General features: G+C 71.2%; 15 protein-coding genes. 5 read left to right on the top strand and 10 right to left on the bottom strand.

Annotated elements, in window-relative coordinates:
- Positions 1 to 88: 88 nt before the first annotated feature.
- A complete protein-coding gene (groL, locus tag VFV67_RS13755) occupies positions 89 to 1,717 on the top strand; it encodes a chaperonin GroEL (protein ID WP_326470157.1) in 1,629 nt (542 codons plus the stop codon).
- A 62-nt stretch (positions 1,718 to 1,779) separates the two neighbouring features.
- Here groL and VFV67_RS13750 read toward each other — a convergent pair whose 3' ends face one another.
- The 8 genes from VFV67_RS13750 to VFV67_RS13715 form a co-directional block, all read right to left on the bottom strand.
- Positions 1,780 to 2,511, bottom strand: a complete 732-nt coding sequence (locus tag VFV67_RS13750) for a DUF4393 domain-containing protein (RefSeq protein WP_326470156.1) — start codon at positions 2,509 to 2,511, stop codon at positions 1,780 to 1,782.
- A gap of 1 nt (position 2,512) precedes the next feature.
- Positions 2,513 to 3,808 carry a hypothetical protein gene (locus tag VFV67_RS13745; RefSeq protein WP_326470372.1) on the bottom strand — a complete coding sequence of 432 codons (1,296 nt, stop codon included), beginning with the start codon at positions 3,806 to 3,808 and terminating at the stop codon, positions 2,513 to 2,515.
- A 38-nt stretch (positions 3,809 to 3,846) separates the two neighbouring features.
- Positions 3,847 to 6,438, bottom strand: a complete 2,592-nt coding sequence (locus VFV67_RS13740; protein ID WP_326470154.1) for a CHAT domain-containing tetratricopeptide repeat protein — start codon at positions 6,436 to 6,438, stop codon at positions 3,847 to 3,849.
- Positions 6,439 to 6,613: 175 nt separating this feature from the next.
- Positions 6,614 to 6,754, bottom strand: a complete 141-nt coding sequence (locus VFV67_RS13735; RefSeq protein WP_326470152.1) for a hypothetical protein — start codon at positions 6,752 to 6,754, stop codon at positions 6,614 to 6,616.
- Between the two features lie 105 nt (positions 6,755 to 6,859).
- On the bottom strand, positions 6,860 to 7,321 hold the full coding sequence (locus VFV67_RS13730; RefSeq protein ID WP_326470150.1) for a carboxypeptidase regulatory-like domain-containing protein: 462 nt from the start codon (positions 7,319 to 7,321) through the stop codon (positions 6,860 to 6,862).
- A complete protein-coding gene (locus tag VFV67_RS13725) occupies positions 7,318 to 7,920 on the bottom strand; it encodes a sigma-70 family RNA polymerase sigma factor (RefSeq protein WP_326470148.1) in 603 nt (200 codons plus the stop codon). The genes VFV67_RS13730 and VFV67_RS13725 overlap by 4 nt, the downstream gene beginning before the upstream one ends.
- A 126-nt stretch (positions 7,921 to 8,046) precedes the next feature.
- Positions 8,047 to 8,361: a protease inhibitor I42 family protein gene (locus VFV67_RS13720; RefSeq protein ID WP_326470146.1), complete on the bottom strand. Its 315-nt coding sequence runs from the start codon at positions 8,359 to 8,361 to the stop codon at positions 8,047 to 8,049.
- A gap of 130 nt (positions 8,362 to 8,491) precedes the next feature.
- A complete protein-coding gene (locus VFV67_RS13715) occupies positions 8,492 to 8,722 on the bottom strand; it encodes a PspC domain-containing protein (protein WP_326470144.1) in 231 nt (76 codons plus the stop codon).
- Positions 8,723 to 8,835: 113 nt separating this feature from the next.
- Between VFV67_RS13715 and VFV67_RS13710 the strand changes: the two genes are divergently transcribed.
- Positions 8,836 to 9,729: a MoxR family ATPase gene (locus tag VFV67_RS13710; protein ID WP_326470142.1), complete on the top strand. Its 894-nt coding sequence runs from the start codon at positions 8,836 to 8,838 to the stop codon at positions 9,727 to 9,729.
- A 231-nt stretch (positions 9,730 to 9,960) separates the two neighbouring features.
- Here the strand turns inward: VFV67_RS13710 and VFV67_RS13705 are convergent, their stop codons facing one another.
- Positions 9,961 to 11,127: a peptidoglycan DD-metalloendopeptidase family protein gene (locus tag VFV67_RS13705; protein WP_326470140.1), complete on the bottom strand. Its 1,167-nt coding sequence runs from the start codon at positions 11,125 to 11,127 to the stop codon at positions 9,961 to 9,963.
- 116 nt (positions 11,128 to 11,243) lie between these two features.
- On the opposite strand from VFV67_RS13705, the gene VFV67_RS13700 reads away from it, so the two are divergent.
- Together VFV67_RS13700 and VFV67_RS13695 are read left to right on the top strand one after the other, a co-directional pair.
- Entirely contained in the window at positions 11,244 to 12,347 is a 1,104-nt protein-coding gene (locus tag VFV67_RS13700; RefSeq protein WP_326470138.1) for a vWA domain-containing protein, read from the top strand.
- Entirely contained in the window at positions 12,340 to 13,455 is a 1,116-nt protein-coding gene (locus VFV67_RS13695) for an XdhC/CoxI family protein (protein ID WP_326470137.1), read from the top strand. The genes VFV67_RS13700 and VFV67_RS13695 overlap by 8 nt, the downstream gene beginning before the upstream one ends.
- A gap of 84 nt (positions 13,456 to 13,539) precedes the next feature.
- On the opposite strand, the gene VFV67_RS13690 is transcribed toward VFV67_RS13695, so the two are convergent.
- Positions 13,540 to 13,668, bottom strand: coding sequence for a hypothetical protein (locus VFV67_RS13690; protein WP_326470135.1), 129 nt, complete (start codon positions 13,666 to 13,668; stop codon positions 13,540 to 13,542).
- 158 nt (positions 13,669 to 13,826) lie between these two features.
- Between VFV67_RS13690 and VFV67_RS13685 the strand changes: the two genes are divergently transcribed.
- On the top strand, positions 13,827 to 15,050 hold the full coding sequence (locus VFV67_RS13685) for a helix-turn-helix transcriptional regulator (RefSeq protein WP_326470134.1): 1,224 nt from the start codon (positions 13,827 to 13,829) through the stop codon (positions 15,048 to 15,050).
- The last annotated feature ends 404 nt before the right edge of the window (positions 15,051 to 15,454 follow it).

Raw genomic sequence — 15,454 nt, 5'->3', positions numbered from 1 at the left:
CCGTCGCGGGCACCGCGCCTGGCCGAGCTACGTGACGTCCATGACTGGCGGAACTATCCGTCGTCACCATGTGGAGGACCACACCGCAATGGCCAAGTTGATCGCGTTCGACGAGGACGCCCGCCGCGGTCTCGAGCGGGGCCTGAACATCCTCGCCGATGCCGTCAAGGTGACCCTCGGCCCGAGGGGTCGCAATGTCGTGCTCGAAAAGAAGTGGGGCGCGCCGACCATCACCAACGACGGCGTCTCGATCGCCAAGGAGATCGAGCTCGAGGACCCGTGGGAGAAGATCGGGGCCGAGCTCGTCAAGGAAGTTGCCAAGAAGACCGATGACGTGGCCGGTGATGGCACCACCACCGCCACCGTGCTCGCCCAGGCTCTGGTTCGTGAAGGTCTGCGCAACGTCGCGGCCGGCGCCGACCCGCTCTCGCTGAAGCGCGGCATCGAGCAGGCCGTCGAGGCTGTCACCGAGCAGCTGCACAAGGTCGCCAAGGAGGTCGAGACCAAGGAGCAGATCGCTGCCACCGCCTCGATCTCGGCCGCCGACACCACGATCGGCGAGCTGATCGCCGAGGCGCTGGACAAGGTCGGCAAGGAAGGCGTCATCACCGTCGAGGAGAGCAACACGCTCGGCATGGAGCTTGAGCTCACCGAGGGTATGCGCTTCGACAAGGGCTTCATCTCCGGCTACTTCGTCACCGACCCGGAGCGGCAGGAAGCGGTCCTCGAGGACCCGTTCGTCCTGCTGTTCGGCTCGAAGATCGCGTCGGTCAAGGACCTGCTCCCGCTGCTGGAGAAGGTCATGCAGGCCGGCAAGCCGCTGCTGATCATCGCCGAGGACGTCGAGGGCGAGGCCCTGGCCACCCTGGTCGTCAACAAGATCCGTGGCACGTTCAAGTCGGTCGCCGTCAAGGCCCCCGGCTTCGGCGACCGCCGCAAGGCGATGCTGCAGGACATGGCCGTGCTCACCGGCGGCACCGTGATCAGCGAGGACGTCGGTCTCAAGCTGGAGAACGCCGACGCCTCCCTGCTCGGCAAGGCTCGCAAGGTCGTCGTCACCAAGGACGAGACCACCATCGTCGAGGGCTCCGGTGACCCGGAGCAGATCCAGGGCCGGGTCAACCAGATCCGGGCCGAGATCGAGAAGAGCGACTCCGACTACGACCGCGAGAAGCTGCAGGAGCGGCTGGCCAAGCTGGCCGGCGGCGTCGCGGTGATCAAGGCCGGCGCGGCCACCGAGGTCGAGCTCAAGGAGCGCAAGCACCGCATCGAGGACGCGGTCCGCAACGCCAAGGCCGCGGTCGAGGAGGGCATCGTCGCCGGTGGTGGCGTGGCCCTGCTGCAGGCCGCCGCGGAGGCGTTCGCCGGGCTGCGGCTGACGGGTGACGAGGCGACCGGCGCGAACATCGTCAAGGTCGCCGTCGAGGCCCCGCTCAAGCAGATCGCGATCAACGCCGGCCACGAGGGCGGCGTCGTGGTGGAGAAGGTCAAGACCCTCAAGGCTGGCGAGGGTCTGGACGCGGCCACCGGTGAGTACAAGGACCTGATCAAGGCCGGCATCATCGACCCGGCCAAGGTCACCCGCTCGGCGCTGCAGAACGCCGCGTCGATCGCCGCCCTGTTCCTCACCACCGAGGCCGTTGTCGCCGACAAGCCGGAGAAGGCGTCCGCCGCCCCGGCCGGCGGCGGCGACCCCACCGGCGGCATGGACTTCTGAGCCATCCCACCAGAAAAGGCCCGGCCCGCCCCCTGGCGAGCCGGGCCTTTCGGTGTCCGGGCTCAGGTGTGCGGGCGGGAGCCGTTGGGGGTGGGGAGGCAGGTGACGACGAAGTCTTCGCCGAAGGCGTTGAGGTGGATGCTGCGGTGGATGATGCGGGGGGCGCGGCCGGCGCGGCGGACGACCTCGACGACCTTGGGTTGGGCTTCGACGAGTTGGTAGCGGTTGGGGTTGGCCACGTGTTCTTTCGAGAACTCGACGAGGCCGAGGCGGTTGAGGTTGGTCAGGTAGGGGTGGATGCGGTCGGTGTGCCGGCAGCCGGCGTGTTCGCCGATCATGTTCAGGCCGCCGCAGACCAGTTCGGAGCCGATGCCCAGCGGGCGGTTGGTGCGGATGTCGATGGCGGGCTGGGCGCCGTTGAGGTAGAGGTAGCGCAGGATGCGGGCTTCGTCGGGGGTGAGCTCGGAGAGGATGCGGGCGTAGGCGGGGTGGCCTTCCTCGGTCACGGTCACGTCGGCGGAGCGGCGGAGCAGGGTCGCGCCGATCGCGCGGAGGTCGTCGGGGGTGGCCGTGGTGTCGGCGAGGCCGAGGGCGTGCTGGGCGAACGTGCGCAGCTCGGCCGACAGCTCGGCGACGACCCGGGCCGGCGACTCGCCGTTCATGGTGCGGCGGACGAGATCGCTGCCGACCGTGAGGGACGTGCCCACGGTCCAGGAGAACGCCTTCCAGCCGGCGCCTGCGGCCACCCGGACCAAACCGGGCAGCCCGCGCACCAGATCACTACCCCGCCCCATGTCACACTCCGAAGATCGCCAGGTGGATCAGTCCGGCCAGGATGCCGAGCACGCCGCCGTGCACGAACAGCAGCCACTCGTCCTGCCGGATCGCCGAGCGCAGCATCTCGACGAACTCGTCCGGCCCCATCTTCTTCATCTGCGCCGCCACATACGAGTAGATCTTGCCGGCCTGCGTCCGGTTCAGCTCGGCATCGGCGAACGTGATCGGCGCCAGCCCGGCCGCCTGGGCCGCCAGCGCCGACCTGATCTGGTCGTACTCCCGGGTGCCGACCGCCACCCGCACCGCCGACCGGGCCCGGCCGACGGCCCGGTCCACCGCCGGGCGCAGCGTGTCCTCCAGCATCTGGTGGGTGCGGTCGGACCGCGGCCCGTGCAGCAGCTCGTCACCCAGGTTGCTCAAGGTGATCACGTGCGTGGAGATCAGCCGGGCGTACCCCTCGGTCACCTCGTCCTTGCGCTTGATGAACAGCCCCTGCCGCCACGGCACGAACCGGTTCGGGAAGATCGGCTCGAAGATCATCGTGAGACCCAGGTAGTTGGCCACCCAGCCGATGATCATCCCGCCGGCCGGCAGCACCCACCAGTACGGCACCAGCTGCACCACCCCGAACAGCACGAAGCCCATCGGGAAGCCGAAGTAGAAGCCGAAGTTCTGCATGAACCGCAGCTCCTTGTGCCCGATCTCCTGGAACAGGCTGTTCAGCAGCTCCGGATGTGCCTCGAAGTACCGGATCACCATCAGCTTCGCATCGATCAGCTGGTCGATGTTGGCGCCGATCAGGTCGGTCAGGTCCCGCACGATCGCCGGCAGCTGCTGCTGCACCCGGGCGTGCACCGCCTCCCGGATCACCGGCGGCAGGTCCCGCCACAGCTGCGGGTGCTCGCGCCGCATGATCTGCTCGACCACGTCCCGGATCTCCGCCCGGGCCACGGTGGCCAGGTGCTCGGCGATCCGGTCCGGTTCCAGCTCGCGGTAGAAGTCGCTGATCCCGCCCAGCTTGGCCAGACCCTTGTCCACGGCGATGCTGGCCATCTTGTCCGCGCGCGACGGAACGATGCCCTGCCAGCCGATCCGGCCGTCGTAGCGGAACAGCGGCAGCACCTGCACCATGCGCGGCAGCAGCGGGAAGAGGATCTTCAGCCCGGGCAGCCGGACGCCACGGAAGCGCAGCGGCCGGAACAGCATCAGCACGCCGGTCCAGTTGGTGACGTACCCGATCACGCCGGTGAACAGCGGGATGGTGATCAGGTCGGTGACGTAGTTCTGATCGAACGCCGTCGCCGCTGCCACCATGTCCACCGGCCAATCATGACCGTCAGTGAGCGCTGGAGCTAGCCGGCACCGAGACAGATGAACGGCCGGCGCAGCGGATCGGCCGCGGTGGCCTGGGCCAGCGCGGTGGACGGGGCGGCGCCGGAGGCCAGCCGGCTGTGGTAGTCGGTCATGGTGTTGGCCAGGTCCGCGGCCGCCGGGGAGACCAGCCAGCGGTGGTAGTCGGTCATCGTCTCGGCGGAGGACCGGTCGCCGACCCGGCAGACCGCGGCGACCACGGTGCGGGAGCCGGAAGCGAGCAGCGCGCCGGCGAATCCGAGCGCCTCGTCACCCGGCCGGATGTGGCTCAGCGCCAGCTCGCACGAGGCGAGCACGACGTGCTCCGGCGGGTTCTTCAGCCGGGCAAGCTCGTGCGCGAGCAGGCCGCCGTCGGCCAGCTCCAGCCGGGAGAACAGCGCGTTGGCCGGTTCATGGGTGCCGTGCGCGGCGATGTGCACCAGGTTCGCACCGTCCATCCTGGCCAGCACGGCCGCGGTGGTGGCGGCCTCGCCCTCGAGTACGGCCGCGTCCGGGTAGATCGCCCGCAGCCGGTTCAGCTCGGTGATCGACTCCGGCAGCCCCGGCCCGCACACCAGGACCACGTCCTGGCCGCCCACCGGGGCCGACCGGGCGGCGGCGCCGACCCAGGCGGTGGCCGACGGCGCGACGGTGAGCGGCCGGCCGCGCAGGGACGGCAGCGACCCCCACGGCACCTGGTAGAGCCCGCCGCCCGGCACGATCACCACGTCGCGGTCGCCGAGCAGCCGGATCACCGGCGCCATCAGCTCGTCCAGCCGGGCGATGCGCCGGTTGGCCGACGCGGACACCGCGGCCGCCAGCGGCGCGACCAGCTCGTCCGGGGCGAGCGCGTCCAGATCGGCGTGCAGCTGCTTGGCGGTCTCCAGCGGCTCCTCGATCGGGCCCAGCCGCACCAGGTCGGTACGCCCGCCCGCGACCACCACGGCGGCCAGGGTGTCCCGCGGCCCGGCGAAGCTGACCAGTGCCCGGTCGCCGAGCCGGGCGATGATCTCCTCGGGCGAGCACACCGGCCGGGGCCGGCCCCACTTGCTCGTGTGCCAGCCGAGCCGGCTGACCTCCCGCTGCAGCACGGCCGACCGGCGCTCCAGCACCGAGACGGTCTCCGGGCGGCGCTCCACCCTGGCCTGCTGCAGCGTGCGCAGCACCCCGCGCAGCTCGGTCACCCGGCTGGCCAGCTCGTCGTTGTCGATCGCCGGCAGCGGCTCGTACCGGTAGATCTGCGCCCGGGTCCGCTCCTGCCAGCCGAGCAGCCGGCGGGCGTCGCGCTGGGTGCGGGCGCCGTCCAGTACCAGGCTGAGGGCGAGCCGGCCGAGCTCCTGGCCGTGCACCGCCGTTCCGCAGAGCAGGTCCAGGCCGCCCATCCGGTCCCGTACCCGGGACAGCTCGTCCAGCCCGGCCCGCGCCTCGGCCAGCACCCGCTTGGTGTCGCCCTGAGCCAGCGACAGCTCGGCCCGGCACAGTCGCAGCAGCATCTTGTGGTCGATCGGCGCGAGCTTGCTCGGCGGTGGCACCTGCTGGAGCAGGGTCTCGGCGGTGCCGGTCGCGCCACCCCGCACGGCCAGCCGCACGCCAAGCATGATGGCCTTGGCCGCCTCGTCGGTCAGCCCGACCTCGGCCAGCCGCTGTGCCAGCCGGGCCGCCCGGGCGGGCGAGGCCTTGCTGTCGTCGCCGGCCAGCGCCGCGGTGGTCTCGGCCTGCATCCTGGTCAGTGCGGCGACCTCGGCCCACGGCGCGCTGCCGCGCTTGACGAACCGGCGGTGCGCGGAGCCGGCCAGCTGCTTGGCCAGCTCCAACTCGCCCTGCAGCAGCGCGGCTCCGGCGCGGACCACCTCGGCCTCGGCCAGATCCTGGCTCAGCCGCAACGCGCGCAGCACCGGGAGCGCCTCGTCGAGCTGCCGGGCCGCCTCGTCGGTGACGCCGGCGGCGAGCAGCGCCTTGGCCTGGTCGATCTTGGCCCGGGCGGCGACGCCGGGCGCCTCCTTGCGAAACGCCCGCTCGGCGGCCTCCAGATAGGTCAATGCCTTCGGGATGTCGCCGACCAGGTGGGCGATCTCGCCGAGGTTGCCCTGCGCCTTCTCGACCAGTCGGGGGATGTTGAACGTGGTGGCCAGCTCCAGGCAGCGCCGGGCGTCCCGTTCGGCCGGCGCCGGCCGGCCGAGCTCGATGAACGCCAGGCCGCGGTTGAGGTGGGACTTGGCCAGCAGCTCCGGGTCGCCGGCCGGGTCGTCGACGGCCTGCTCGAGCAGCGGGATGCCCTGGTTGTAGGCGTTCACCGCGTCCTGCAGGCGGCCGACCCGCAGCATCATCAGGCCCTGTTGGTGGAAGATCCGGCCGCGCAGGGTGAGCCGCCTCGGTCCGTCCGGGAGCGCCCCCACCAGGTCGCTCGCGGTGCCGAGATGGATCATGCCGTCGGCGACCGTGCCGGTCTCGGCTTCGGTGTAGGACAGGGCGGAAAGGATCCGGATGCGCACGGCGAGCGCGTCCGGGTCACCGGTTCCGACCGGCAGCGCGCGCAGCGCCTTGTGCAACAGCTTGGTCGCCTCGGCGGTCCGCCCGACGTTGCTCGCTCCCACCCCACGGACCAGCAGTTCCTCCGCCGGTGTGAGGTCATCGTGCGGTGTTTGGCCGTTTCCGGCTGCAGCCCGGCCAGGCGACGTGGTCATCGGGGGCCGACTACGGGAGCGGGGCACACACTAATGGCAACATACGTCGCCGTTGGTGTGTGCCCCGGACCCCGACTTGTTCGGGTCAGTTCTGAGTTGCCGGCTGGTTCTCGGTCTTGTCGATCACGTTGTCGTGAAAACCAGTCGGGCAGTTCTCCGATCCGCAGACCGGGCACGGAGTATTTCCGGACGGCGGGTTGGTGCCAGCGGTGTTCTTGTCGCTCATGACTCCCCTTCAACCAGGTTTCGGAACCTGCCACCTAACAAGAGACGCTGGGTGACGGACAGATACGACTTTATCCCCTGGTTGGCCTAAAGCATTGACAATTACCTACAGAACTACCGTCGGGGTAACTACTGTCCGTGGCCGGTCGGCTTTCATCCGTACCAGGATCTGCGTCGTGCCCCTGGGCACCTCGGTCAGTACGAACCGTCCGCCCTCGTCAGCGGTGGTCTCGGTGGAGCCGTGGTCGGCGACGCGCACCTCCACACCGTGCTCGCCGGCCGGCACGAGCCAGCCGTCGATTCGGTGCCGCTCACCCGTGCGGGTGACATTGACCATCACCGTGAGGTCCCCCACGAAGAAGGTGATAGTGCCGGGAGCGCCGCCCCGGACACCGGCCAGCGGGCGGTCGTCCGCCCAGCGCGCCGCCTCGATGTCGATGTCGTCGATGGCGATCGCGAACTGGGATCGCTCGATCAGCCCGGCGGGCGGCGGGTCGAGCTCGTCGACCAGCCGAAGTACCTTGGCCATCATCGCGTCGTCCGCCGCGGAATGGTGTTGCGTCATCATCTGCCAGCCTCCCCGTCGTACAGGGTGCGAAGGGAGCTCAAGCAGCGCCCTCGAGTCGGTCCAATGCTGCCGTGCGGCATATGCATAGCCTCGGCAACGGCGCGGTACTCCACCCGCCCGGCCAGCACCGTCAGGCGCAGCAGCTCCTGACAGCGTTGGGACAGGCGGTGGAACGCGCGCCAGAGCTGTCGGTCCCGCTCGTCGCGGAGCAGCTCGGCCTCGGGGAGCGGGTCGTCGTTGGTGAGCTTCTCGGCCATCTCCTGCGGCAGCTCGACCTGTCCGGCCCCGCGCCGCCGGGTCCGGTTGGATTCCCGGCGGGTGGTGGTGATCAACCAGCTGACCAGAGCGCGCGGTTCGGTCAGCCGTTCCATGTGGCGCAGCAGCGCCAGCCACACGGTCTGCACGACGTCCTCCGCGGTGCTGCGGTCCAGGCCGTTGCCCCTGGCCACGTGCCAGACCAGCGGGGTCAGTTCGGCGACGAGAACGTCCATTGCGGCGCGGTCCCCCGTTCTCGCCGCGACCAGGCACGCCGCGTGCCGGTCCCGGCCTTCCAGCCCCTCCCAAGGCGGACTCATGCTTGCCGTGCGGAGCTCGGTCACCGCATTCCACCCCACTTCGTGGGTCGACTCTCTGGGGGCGTCAGGTACATCGTTCGACTTCGACGAGTCGCATCTGAATCCGCCGAGGCTCACCCGAATGATCCAACGTCTTCGGTCGATCGGTCGTTACTGCGCATGAACGGTGAAGGTCAGTGCCTGCTGGGCCTCGCTCTCCCATGGTCGGGCCAACTCGGCCCGCAGCTCGAGCCGGCCTCGGGCGTGAACGTCGAAGGCCAGCCGGCGCTGCCCCGAGACGGCGGCGGGATCGTTCCCGGGCAATCCCGGGACGTGTTCGTCGGTGATCATCCGTAGCCCTTCCGGCAGGCGCCACCGCCAGCGGTAGTCGCTGGCCGGCGACTCCGGAAGGCGCAGCTCCACCGTATCGCCCTTGCGCAGCTCGATCGGATGATCCGAGTTGGCCTCGGTCAGGTGGACTAACACCTCGCACCGCTCCTTTGCGGTGGACGGCGGCCGGGCGGTTCCCCTGCAGCCGCCCGGCCGCCAAGCCAGTGAACGCGCCGCATACCAGAAAAGAGCCGGCTCCCGACGGGCAGATACGTCGTTGGCGGACTCAGTCTTCGGTGTCTTCCTCGGGGATGATCAGCCAGCAGGCGAGGTAGAGCACCGCGCCGGTGCCGACGCCCAGGATCGTGGCGGCCACCAGGCCGACGCGGACGATCGCCGGGTCGATGCCGAGCAGCTTGGCCGCCCCGCCGCACACGCCGGCGACCATCCGGTCGGACCGGCTGCGGCGCAGCTTCTTGATGGTGTTGGTGGTCTGGGTGATGGTCTCGTTGGTCACGACTCAAGGGTCGCCGGGACCGGCGCCGGGCACATCGGGGAGCGGCCCTGACCGGACCCGGATTCCCGGTCCGGGCACGCGTCCGGGTACCCCCGACCCTTAGGCTCGATCCCGTGCAAACGTCCTGGGCCGCGGTCGACGCCCCGGCCGACCTGGCCGGCGCGCTCGACCGGGTCGGCTACCTGGCCGACGAGGGGCTGGCCACGGCGGCGTTCCTGGCGCTGCGGATGGGCCGGCCGCTGTTCTGCGAGGGCGAGCCGGGCACCGGCAAGACCTCCCTTGCCGTGGCCCTGGCCACCGCGCTCGGCGTCGAGCTGATCAAGCTGCAGTGCCACGAGGGCATCGACGCCACCCAGGCGCTCTACGACTGGGACTTCCCGCGCCAGCTGCTGCACCTGCGCGCGCTCGAGGCCGGCGCGACCGGGCCGCTGGACTCCGACGTGGCGGAGAAGTCCTTGTACGGCAGGCGGTTCCTGCTGGCCCGGCCGCTGTTGCGGGCACTGGAGCAGGCACCGTGCGTGCTGCTGGTGGACGAGATCGACCGGGCCGACGACGAGTTCGAGGCGTTCCTGCTCGAGGTGCTCGGCGAGAACACGGTGACCATCCCGGAACTGGGCGAGGTGCGCGCCGCCGTGCCGCCGCTGGTCGTGCTCACCTCCAACCGCACCCGTGAGGTGCACGACGCGCTCAAGCGACGCTGCCTCTACCACTGGCTGGAGCACCCGGACCTGGTCCGGGAGATCGCGATCCTGCGCCGCAGGCTGCCGGGCATCGGCGAGCGGCTGGCCACCCAGGTGGCCGGCGCGGTGCGCCGGCTGCGCACGGCCGAGTTGCTCAAGCCGCCGGGCGTGGCCGAGTCGATCGACTGGGCCGAGGCGCTGATGACGCTCGGCCGCTCCGAACTCGACGCGGCCGCCGCGGCGGCCACGCTCGGCGCGGTGCTCAAGTACCGCGAGGACGCCGAACGCACGGTGGCGGCTGGGCTCGACACGCTGCTGGCCGGTTAATTCGGTGGCGTACCGGCGATCCATTGTTGGAAACTGATCTCGAGCCGTTGGTGCTGGTCACGAAAGCGAGTGGCGGCGCTTGTGGTCAGGCCGCGGCTCCATCTTTGACGCGGTATTCCGTCGGACTATTCCGCTGCTTCGCGCGCGTGGCCGTCGCTACCTCGGCCCGCCTGCCGGCGAAGCGCGGCCCGGCACCGGCCTCAGGGGGAGCGGTGCCGGGCCGCTCGCCGCTCAGCACCTGCCGTTGACCGGGTTCCCGGTGCCGGTCCAGGTGTAGGCGTCGCTGATCCAGGTGCCGTCGGTCAGCCTGTTCCACAGGGTGGTGGTGTAGCTGAACCGGCCGGTGTGCGAGGTGCCGTCGGCCGAGCAGGCGATGGTCACCGTGGCCCCGTCGGCGACCGTGCCGACGATGCCGAAGTTGGTGCCCGGGCCGGACCTGCGGTTGAGCACGCCGCCGCCGTTGGTGTCGACGATGCCCTGGGTGAACCCGAGCGCGCCGAAGTTGTTCATCGAGCCGCCGGTGCCGACCTGGGTCGAGCCGTGCAGCGCGGTGCCCTGGTACTCGGCGGATCCCGCGTAGAACTGCCACTTGCCGAAGTTGTGCGACCCGATGGCGACGTTGACGCCGTTCTGCCGCAGGGAGAAGTGCACGTGCGGGCCGGTCGCGCTGCCGCCGCAGGAGACGTCCACCCCGATGTTGCCGAGGAACGCGCCCTCGGCCACGGCCGCACCGTTGTCCGTGCGGTTGTTGTGCAGGTGGTAGTAGTCGGTCTGGTAGCCGCGGTCGTGCACCACCCGCAGCCAGCCGCGCTGGCTGGAGCACATCACGAACACGGTGCCGGCGCGGGCGGCCAGCACCCGGCCGTCGCCGCCGGCCAGGTCCACCGACTGCCGGCTGGCGCCGTGCGGTCCGCCGGTGTACCGCCAGGACTGCCCGACCGCCCACGGCAGCCGCATTCCGGTGCGGAAGTCACCGCCGGCCAGCGGTTTCGCGTCCCCGGTGGCCACCTTCGCCTCGGCCGGGCCGAGCGCGGCGAGATCGGGTTTCGCCGTGTCCGGGACGACGCTGGCCGGGGCGGCGGCGGTGAGGCTCGGGAAGCCCGGCTCGCCCTCGAAGGCGACCGTCCACTCCTTGTTCTCCAGGTGCGCCACGAACAGCCAGCCCTCCGGGTAGGCGCCCTCGACGGCCGCCGCCTTGGCGATGCCGGCGCCGAACGCCCAGTCGGCGCCGTCCGTGCGCATCACGTTGACCTCGGTGCCGGCCAGGTCCGGCCGGGTCCCGGTCTTCTCGCCGATCTTCGCCACGACCGCGCTGGTCAGGTCGCCGGTCGCGGCCTCCGCGCCCGCCTGCGCGGCGGGCACCAGCAGCCCGGCGAGCACCGCCAGGCCAACGGACACGAGTGCAGGAATTCGTGAACGCCCCATGGGAAAACCCTTCTGTGAGGGAATGTCCAACAATATTGGCACCAACCCGGTCGTCGGACGATGCTCCGGGCGGGGCGCACAATTGCCATATGGACCCACTGCCCGGCCTGGTCGGCTTCACCGCCGCCCTGCGCACGGCCGGGCTGCCCTGTGACGCTCAGCGGGTTCAGGCCTACCTGGCCGCTGTCGAGCAGCTCGACCCGGCCGAGCCCGGCCAGCTGTACTGGGCCGGCCGGCTGACCCTGTGCGCCGAACCGGACGACCTGCCACGCTACGACGAGGCGTTCGGCGCCTGGTTCGCCGCCCGGCCGCCGCGCGCCGCCCGCACCTCGCCGGTACGCCGGGTGCGGACCAGCGTGCTGGCCGCGCTCGACGAGGCCCCGCCCGGCGACGCCGGGACCGGCTCCGAGCCGACCCCGCTGCGGGTGGCCGCCAGCGACACCGAGGTGCTGCGCCGGCGCGACATCGCCGAGCTGTCCGGCCCGGAGCGCGAGCACCTGCGCGAGCTGCTCGGCGCGCTGCGGCTGGACCCGCCGCTGCGCCGGTCGCTGCGGCACCGTCCACAACGGACCGGGCGGCTCGACCCGAACCGGCTGCTGCGGATCATGCGCGCGGCCGGCGGCGAGCCGGTCCGGCTGGCCTACCGGGGCCGGGGGCGGCGGCCGCGCCGGCTGGTGCTGCTGGTGGACGTGTCCGGGTCGATGACCCCGTACGCCGACGCGCTGCTCCGGTTCGCGCACGCGCTGTGCCGGCGGGCACCGGCCAGCACGGAGGTGTTCACCGTCGGCACCCGGCTGACCCGGCTGTCCCGCCAGCTGCGCCAGCGCGACCCCGAGCAGGCGCTCACCTCGGCGGCCCGGGTGGTGCCCGACTTCGCCGGCGGCACCCGGCTGGGCGAGACCCTGCGGGCGTTCCTGGACCGGTGGGGCCAGCGCGGGGTGGCCCGGCGGGCGGTCGTGGTGCTGTTCTCCGACGGCTGGGAGCGCGGCGACGCCGGCCTGCTCGGCGAGCAGATGGCCCGGTTACGGCGGCTGGCGCACCGGGTGTTGTGGGTCAACCCGCACGCCGGGCGGGACGGCTACGCCCCGGTGCAGTCCGGGATCGTGGCCGCTCTGCCGCATGTGGACCGTTTACTGGCCGGGCACAGCCTGGCTACGTTGGAGCACCTGCTCGAGGAGGTACGCCGTGCGTGACGTGATGGCCGAGCTGATGCGGCGCTACTCGGCCGGCGAGACGGTGGCGCTCGGCACCGTGGTCGGCACGTTCTCCTCGGCCCCGCGCGCCCCGGGCGCCGCGATGATGGTGGCCGGCGACGGAACGGTGTCCGGCAGCGTGTCCGGCGGCTGCGTCGAGGGCGCGGTCTACGAGCTGGGCCAGCAGGTGCTCGGCGACGGTGCCGGTGTGCTGCAGCGCTACGGGGTGAGCGACGACGACGCGTTCGCCGTCGGGCTGACCTGCGGCGGGATCATCGACGTGTACGTGGAGGCGATCAGCGCGGCCCGGTTTCCGGAGCTGGCCGAGTTGGCCAAGTCGGTGCAGGTGGAGGAGCCGGTGGCGCTGGCCACCGTGGTCGAGCACCCGGAACCGGAGCGGCGCGGCGCGCACCTGGTGGTGTGGCCGGACCGGGCGGCCGGCGGCCTCGGCTCGTCAAGGGCCGACGACGCGGTCGCCGACGACGCGCGCGGGCTGCTCGCCCAGGGCCGCACCGGGATGCTGCACTACGGGGTGGACGGCCAGCGCCGCGGCGAGGGCATGTCGGTGTTCGTCAGCTCGTTCGAGCCGCCGCCCCGGATGCTGGTGTTCGGTGCGATCGACTTCGCCGCCGCGGTGGCCCGGCTCGGCTCGTTCCTCGGCTACCGGGTGACCGTGTGCGACGCCCGCCCGGTGTTCGCCACCAACTCCCGGTTCCCGGACGCCGACGAGGTGGTGGTCAACTGGCCGCACCGCTACCTGGCCGCCGAGGCCGAGGCCGGCCGGATCGACGCCCGCACGGTGATCGCCGTGCTCACCCACGACCCGAAGTTCGACGTCCCGTTACTCGAGGTCGCGCTGCGCACCGACGTCGGCTACATCGGCGCGATGGGCTCCCGCCGCACCCACGACGACCGCCTGGCCCGGCTGCGCGAAGCCGGCCTCACCGAAGCCGAGTTGTCCCGCCTGGCCTCGCCCATCGGCCTCAACCTCGGCGCCCGCACCCCCGAGGAAACCGCCGTCTCCATCGCCGCCGAGATCATCTCCCTCCGCTGGGGCGGCGGCGGCGAACGCCTCACCGAACTCACCGGCCGCATCCACCTCCCCTGACGGCACCTGCAACCCCGGCCGGGGTTGCGCTGGCGATCGGCGCAGGCCGGACCCATCTCATCGCCGCATCCACATCCCTGAACGTCAGGGTGATCGCAGCTCCACACGCAACTCCATCGCCAGCGCTGCGGCCAGCCGCTCCAGCATGGGGATCGTCGGCATCGTCCCGCCCGCCTCGAACCGCGCCACCGCAGGCTGCATCAACCCGGCCATATCGATGATCCGTCGGGGCGGGACCAGGCGGTATTCATACGTCAGGGTCCTGCCTGCCGATGGGTAGGCTGGACCCGTACCTCTTCGCCGAGGACATGCGGCTCCGGTCGATGGGCCGGGGCCAGCGAGGAGGGTGTCGGCGAAGAGGTGACAGTCCCATGGCTACACCGGACCACGCGCTCTCCATCGGGAACCGGCTCAGGCATTACCGCGAGCACCGAGGAATGTCCCGTCCTGTGCTTGCGGGTCTCGTCGGTAGGTCCGCGGAATGGCTCAAAGCTGTGGAAAACGGCCGGTTGCAGGCGCCGCGCCTGCCCATGCTGCTGCGGCTGGCCCGGGCACTCGAGCTCTCCGACCTCGCGGATCTGACCGGCGACGGCCAGACCATCCCGGTGCAGGTGTTTGCCGGAGAACGGCACACCGCCCTTTCCGCTGTGCAGGCCGCACTGACCGACTACCGCCTCAATGACAACGGGTCCCCCCCTGATGTGGATCACCTCGCGCTCCGGCTCCGGCAGGCCTGGCGGATCCGCCATGCGAGCCCGGACCACCGGACCCAGCTCGGTGCGCTGCTGCCCGGGCTCATCGGCGATGCCCAACTCGCCGTCAGAGCACGGCCCAACGGCGAGCGCCGGGAGGCTCGCCGGGTGCTGGCGGGGGTGTACCGGCTGGCCGATTTCTACGTCGCGTACCAACCGGCGCCGGAACTACTCTGGATTGTGGCCGACCGCGCGATCACTGAGGCACATGAGGCCGACGACCCGTACGCGATCGCCGGAGGCGCATGGTCGATGGTGCAGGCGCTGCGCGACGCCGGCCGGTGGGCTGAAGCGGTGGATCTCGCTTCTGACGCGGTGCGTCAGCTGGAGCCACATGCCGAGCAGGGCCCGGACAACTGGCGGGGCATGCTCGGCGCTCTCGAAGCCGAGATCGCCTATGTGTACGCCCGTCGCGGCCGGTATGGCGAGGCGTGGGCGCACTGGGCGAAGGCCGATGTGATGGCTCGGCGACTCGGCCCGGACTACCGGCATGTGCAGAGTTCGTTCTCAACGCCGGTGATGGCCGCGCACGCCACCACACTGGGCGTCGAGCTCAGGCGGTCCGGCGAAGCGCTGCGTGCGGCGAACGGCTTCGACGCCAACGAGATCGCCTCGATTCCCCGTAGGGCTCGCCATCTGATCGAGGTCGCCAGAGCGCATTATCAGCGCGACGAACGGCACGCGGTGTACACGCTACTGGACAAGTCCGAGCGCACCGCGCCGGAAACGATCCGCTACAACGCGTTCGCCCGCGAGATGCTGCTCGGTCTGGTGAACCGGCCGCCGTCCGGTCTGCGTGAGGACGTCCGAACTCTGTGCGGGAGGGTTGGTCTCGCCGCGTAGCCCGCGCGGGTGAAGGTACAAGGCGTACCCGTCGGTGCTGCTCCGGGCACTTAGCGTCGCCTCCATCAGGAGGTGACGTGTCGTGAGTTCGGGTGTCGGTCTGCAGTTGTTCGATGCTTGGCGGCGGGGGGCCATGATCACGGCCGGCACTGGGTTGAGCCGGCGAATCCGGTCGTCGGTGGGCCGCGGGTGGTGCGCCGGTGTGCGGACTGTTCGGCGTGGTGCATCGGCGCCACGTCGCTGGAGGCCGACGACCGGTTGGCTGAGCATCGACAGCGGTGTCATGTCTGAGCGGCTCTCCCCGACCGATGGCCGGTTGGTGGCGGCGCTGACCGTGTTGCGGGATCAGCTCGGGCCGGTGGTCGACGAACTGCTGGCCGGTGAGCTTGGCGAGGTGGACCGGG

This window comes from Actinophytocola sp. (genome assembly GCF_035762905.1).
Classification (GTDB): Bacteria; Actinomycetota; Actinomycetes; order Mycobacteriales; family Pseudonocardiaceae; genus DASYTH01.
The sequence above is the reverse complement of the archived record's forward strand: the minus strand, read 5'-3'. Positions and strand labels throughout refer to the sequence as shown.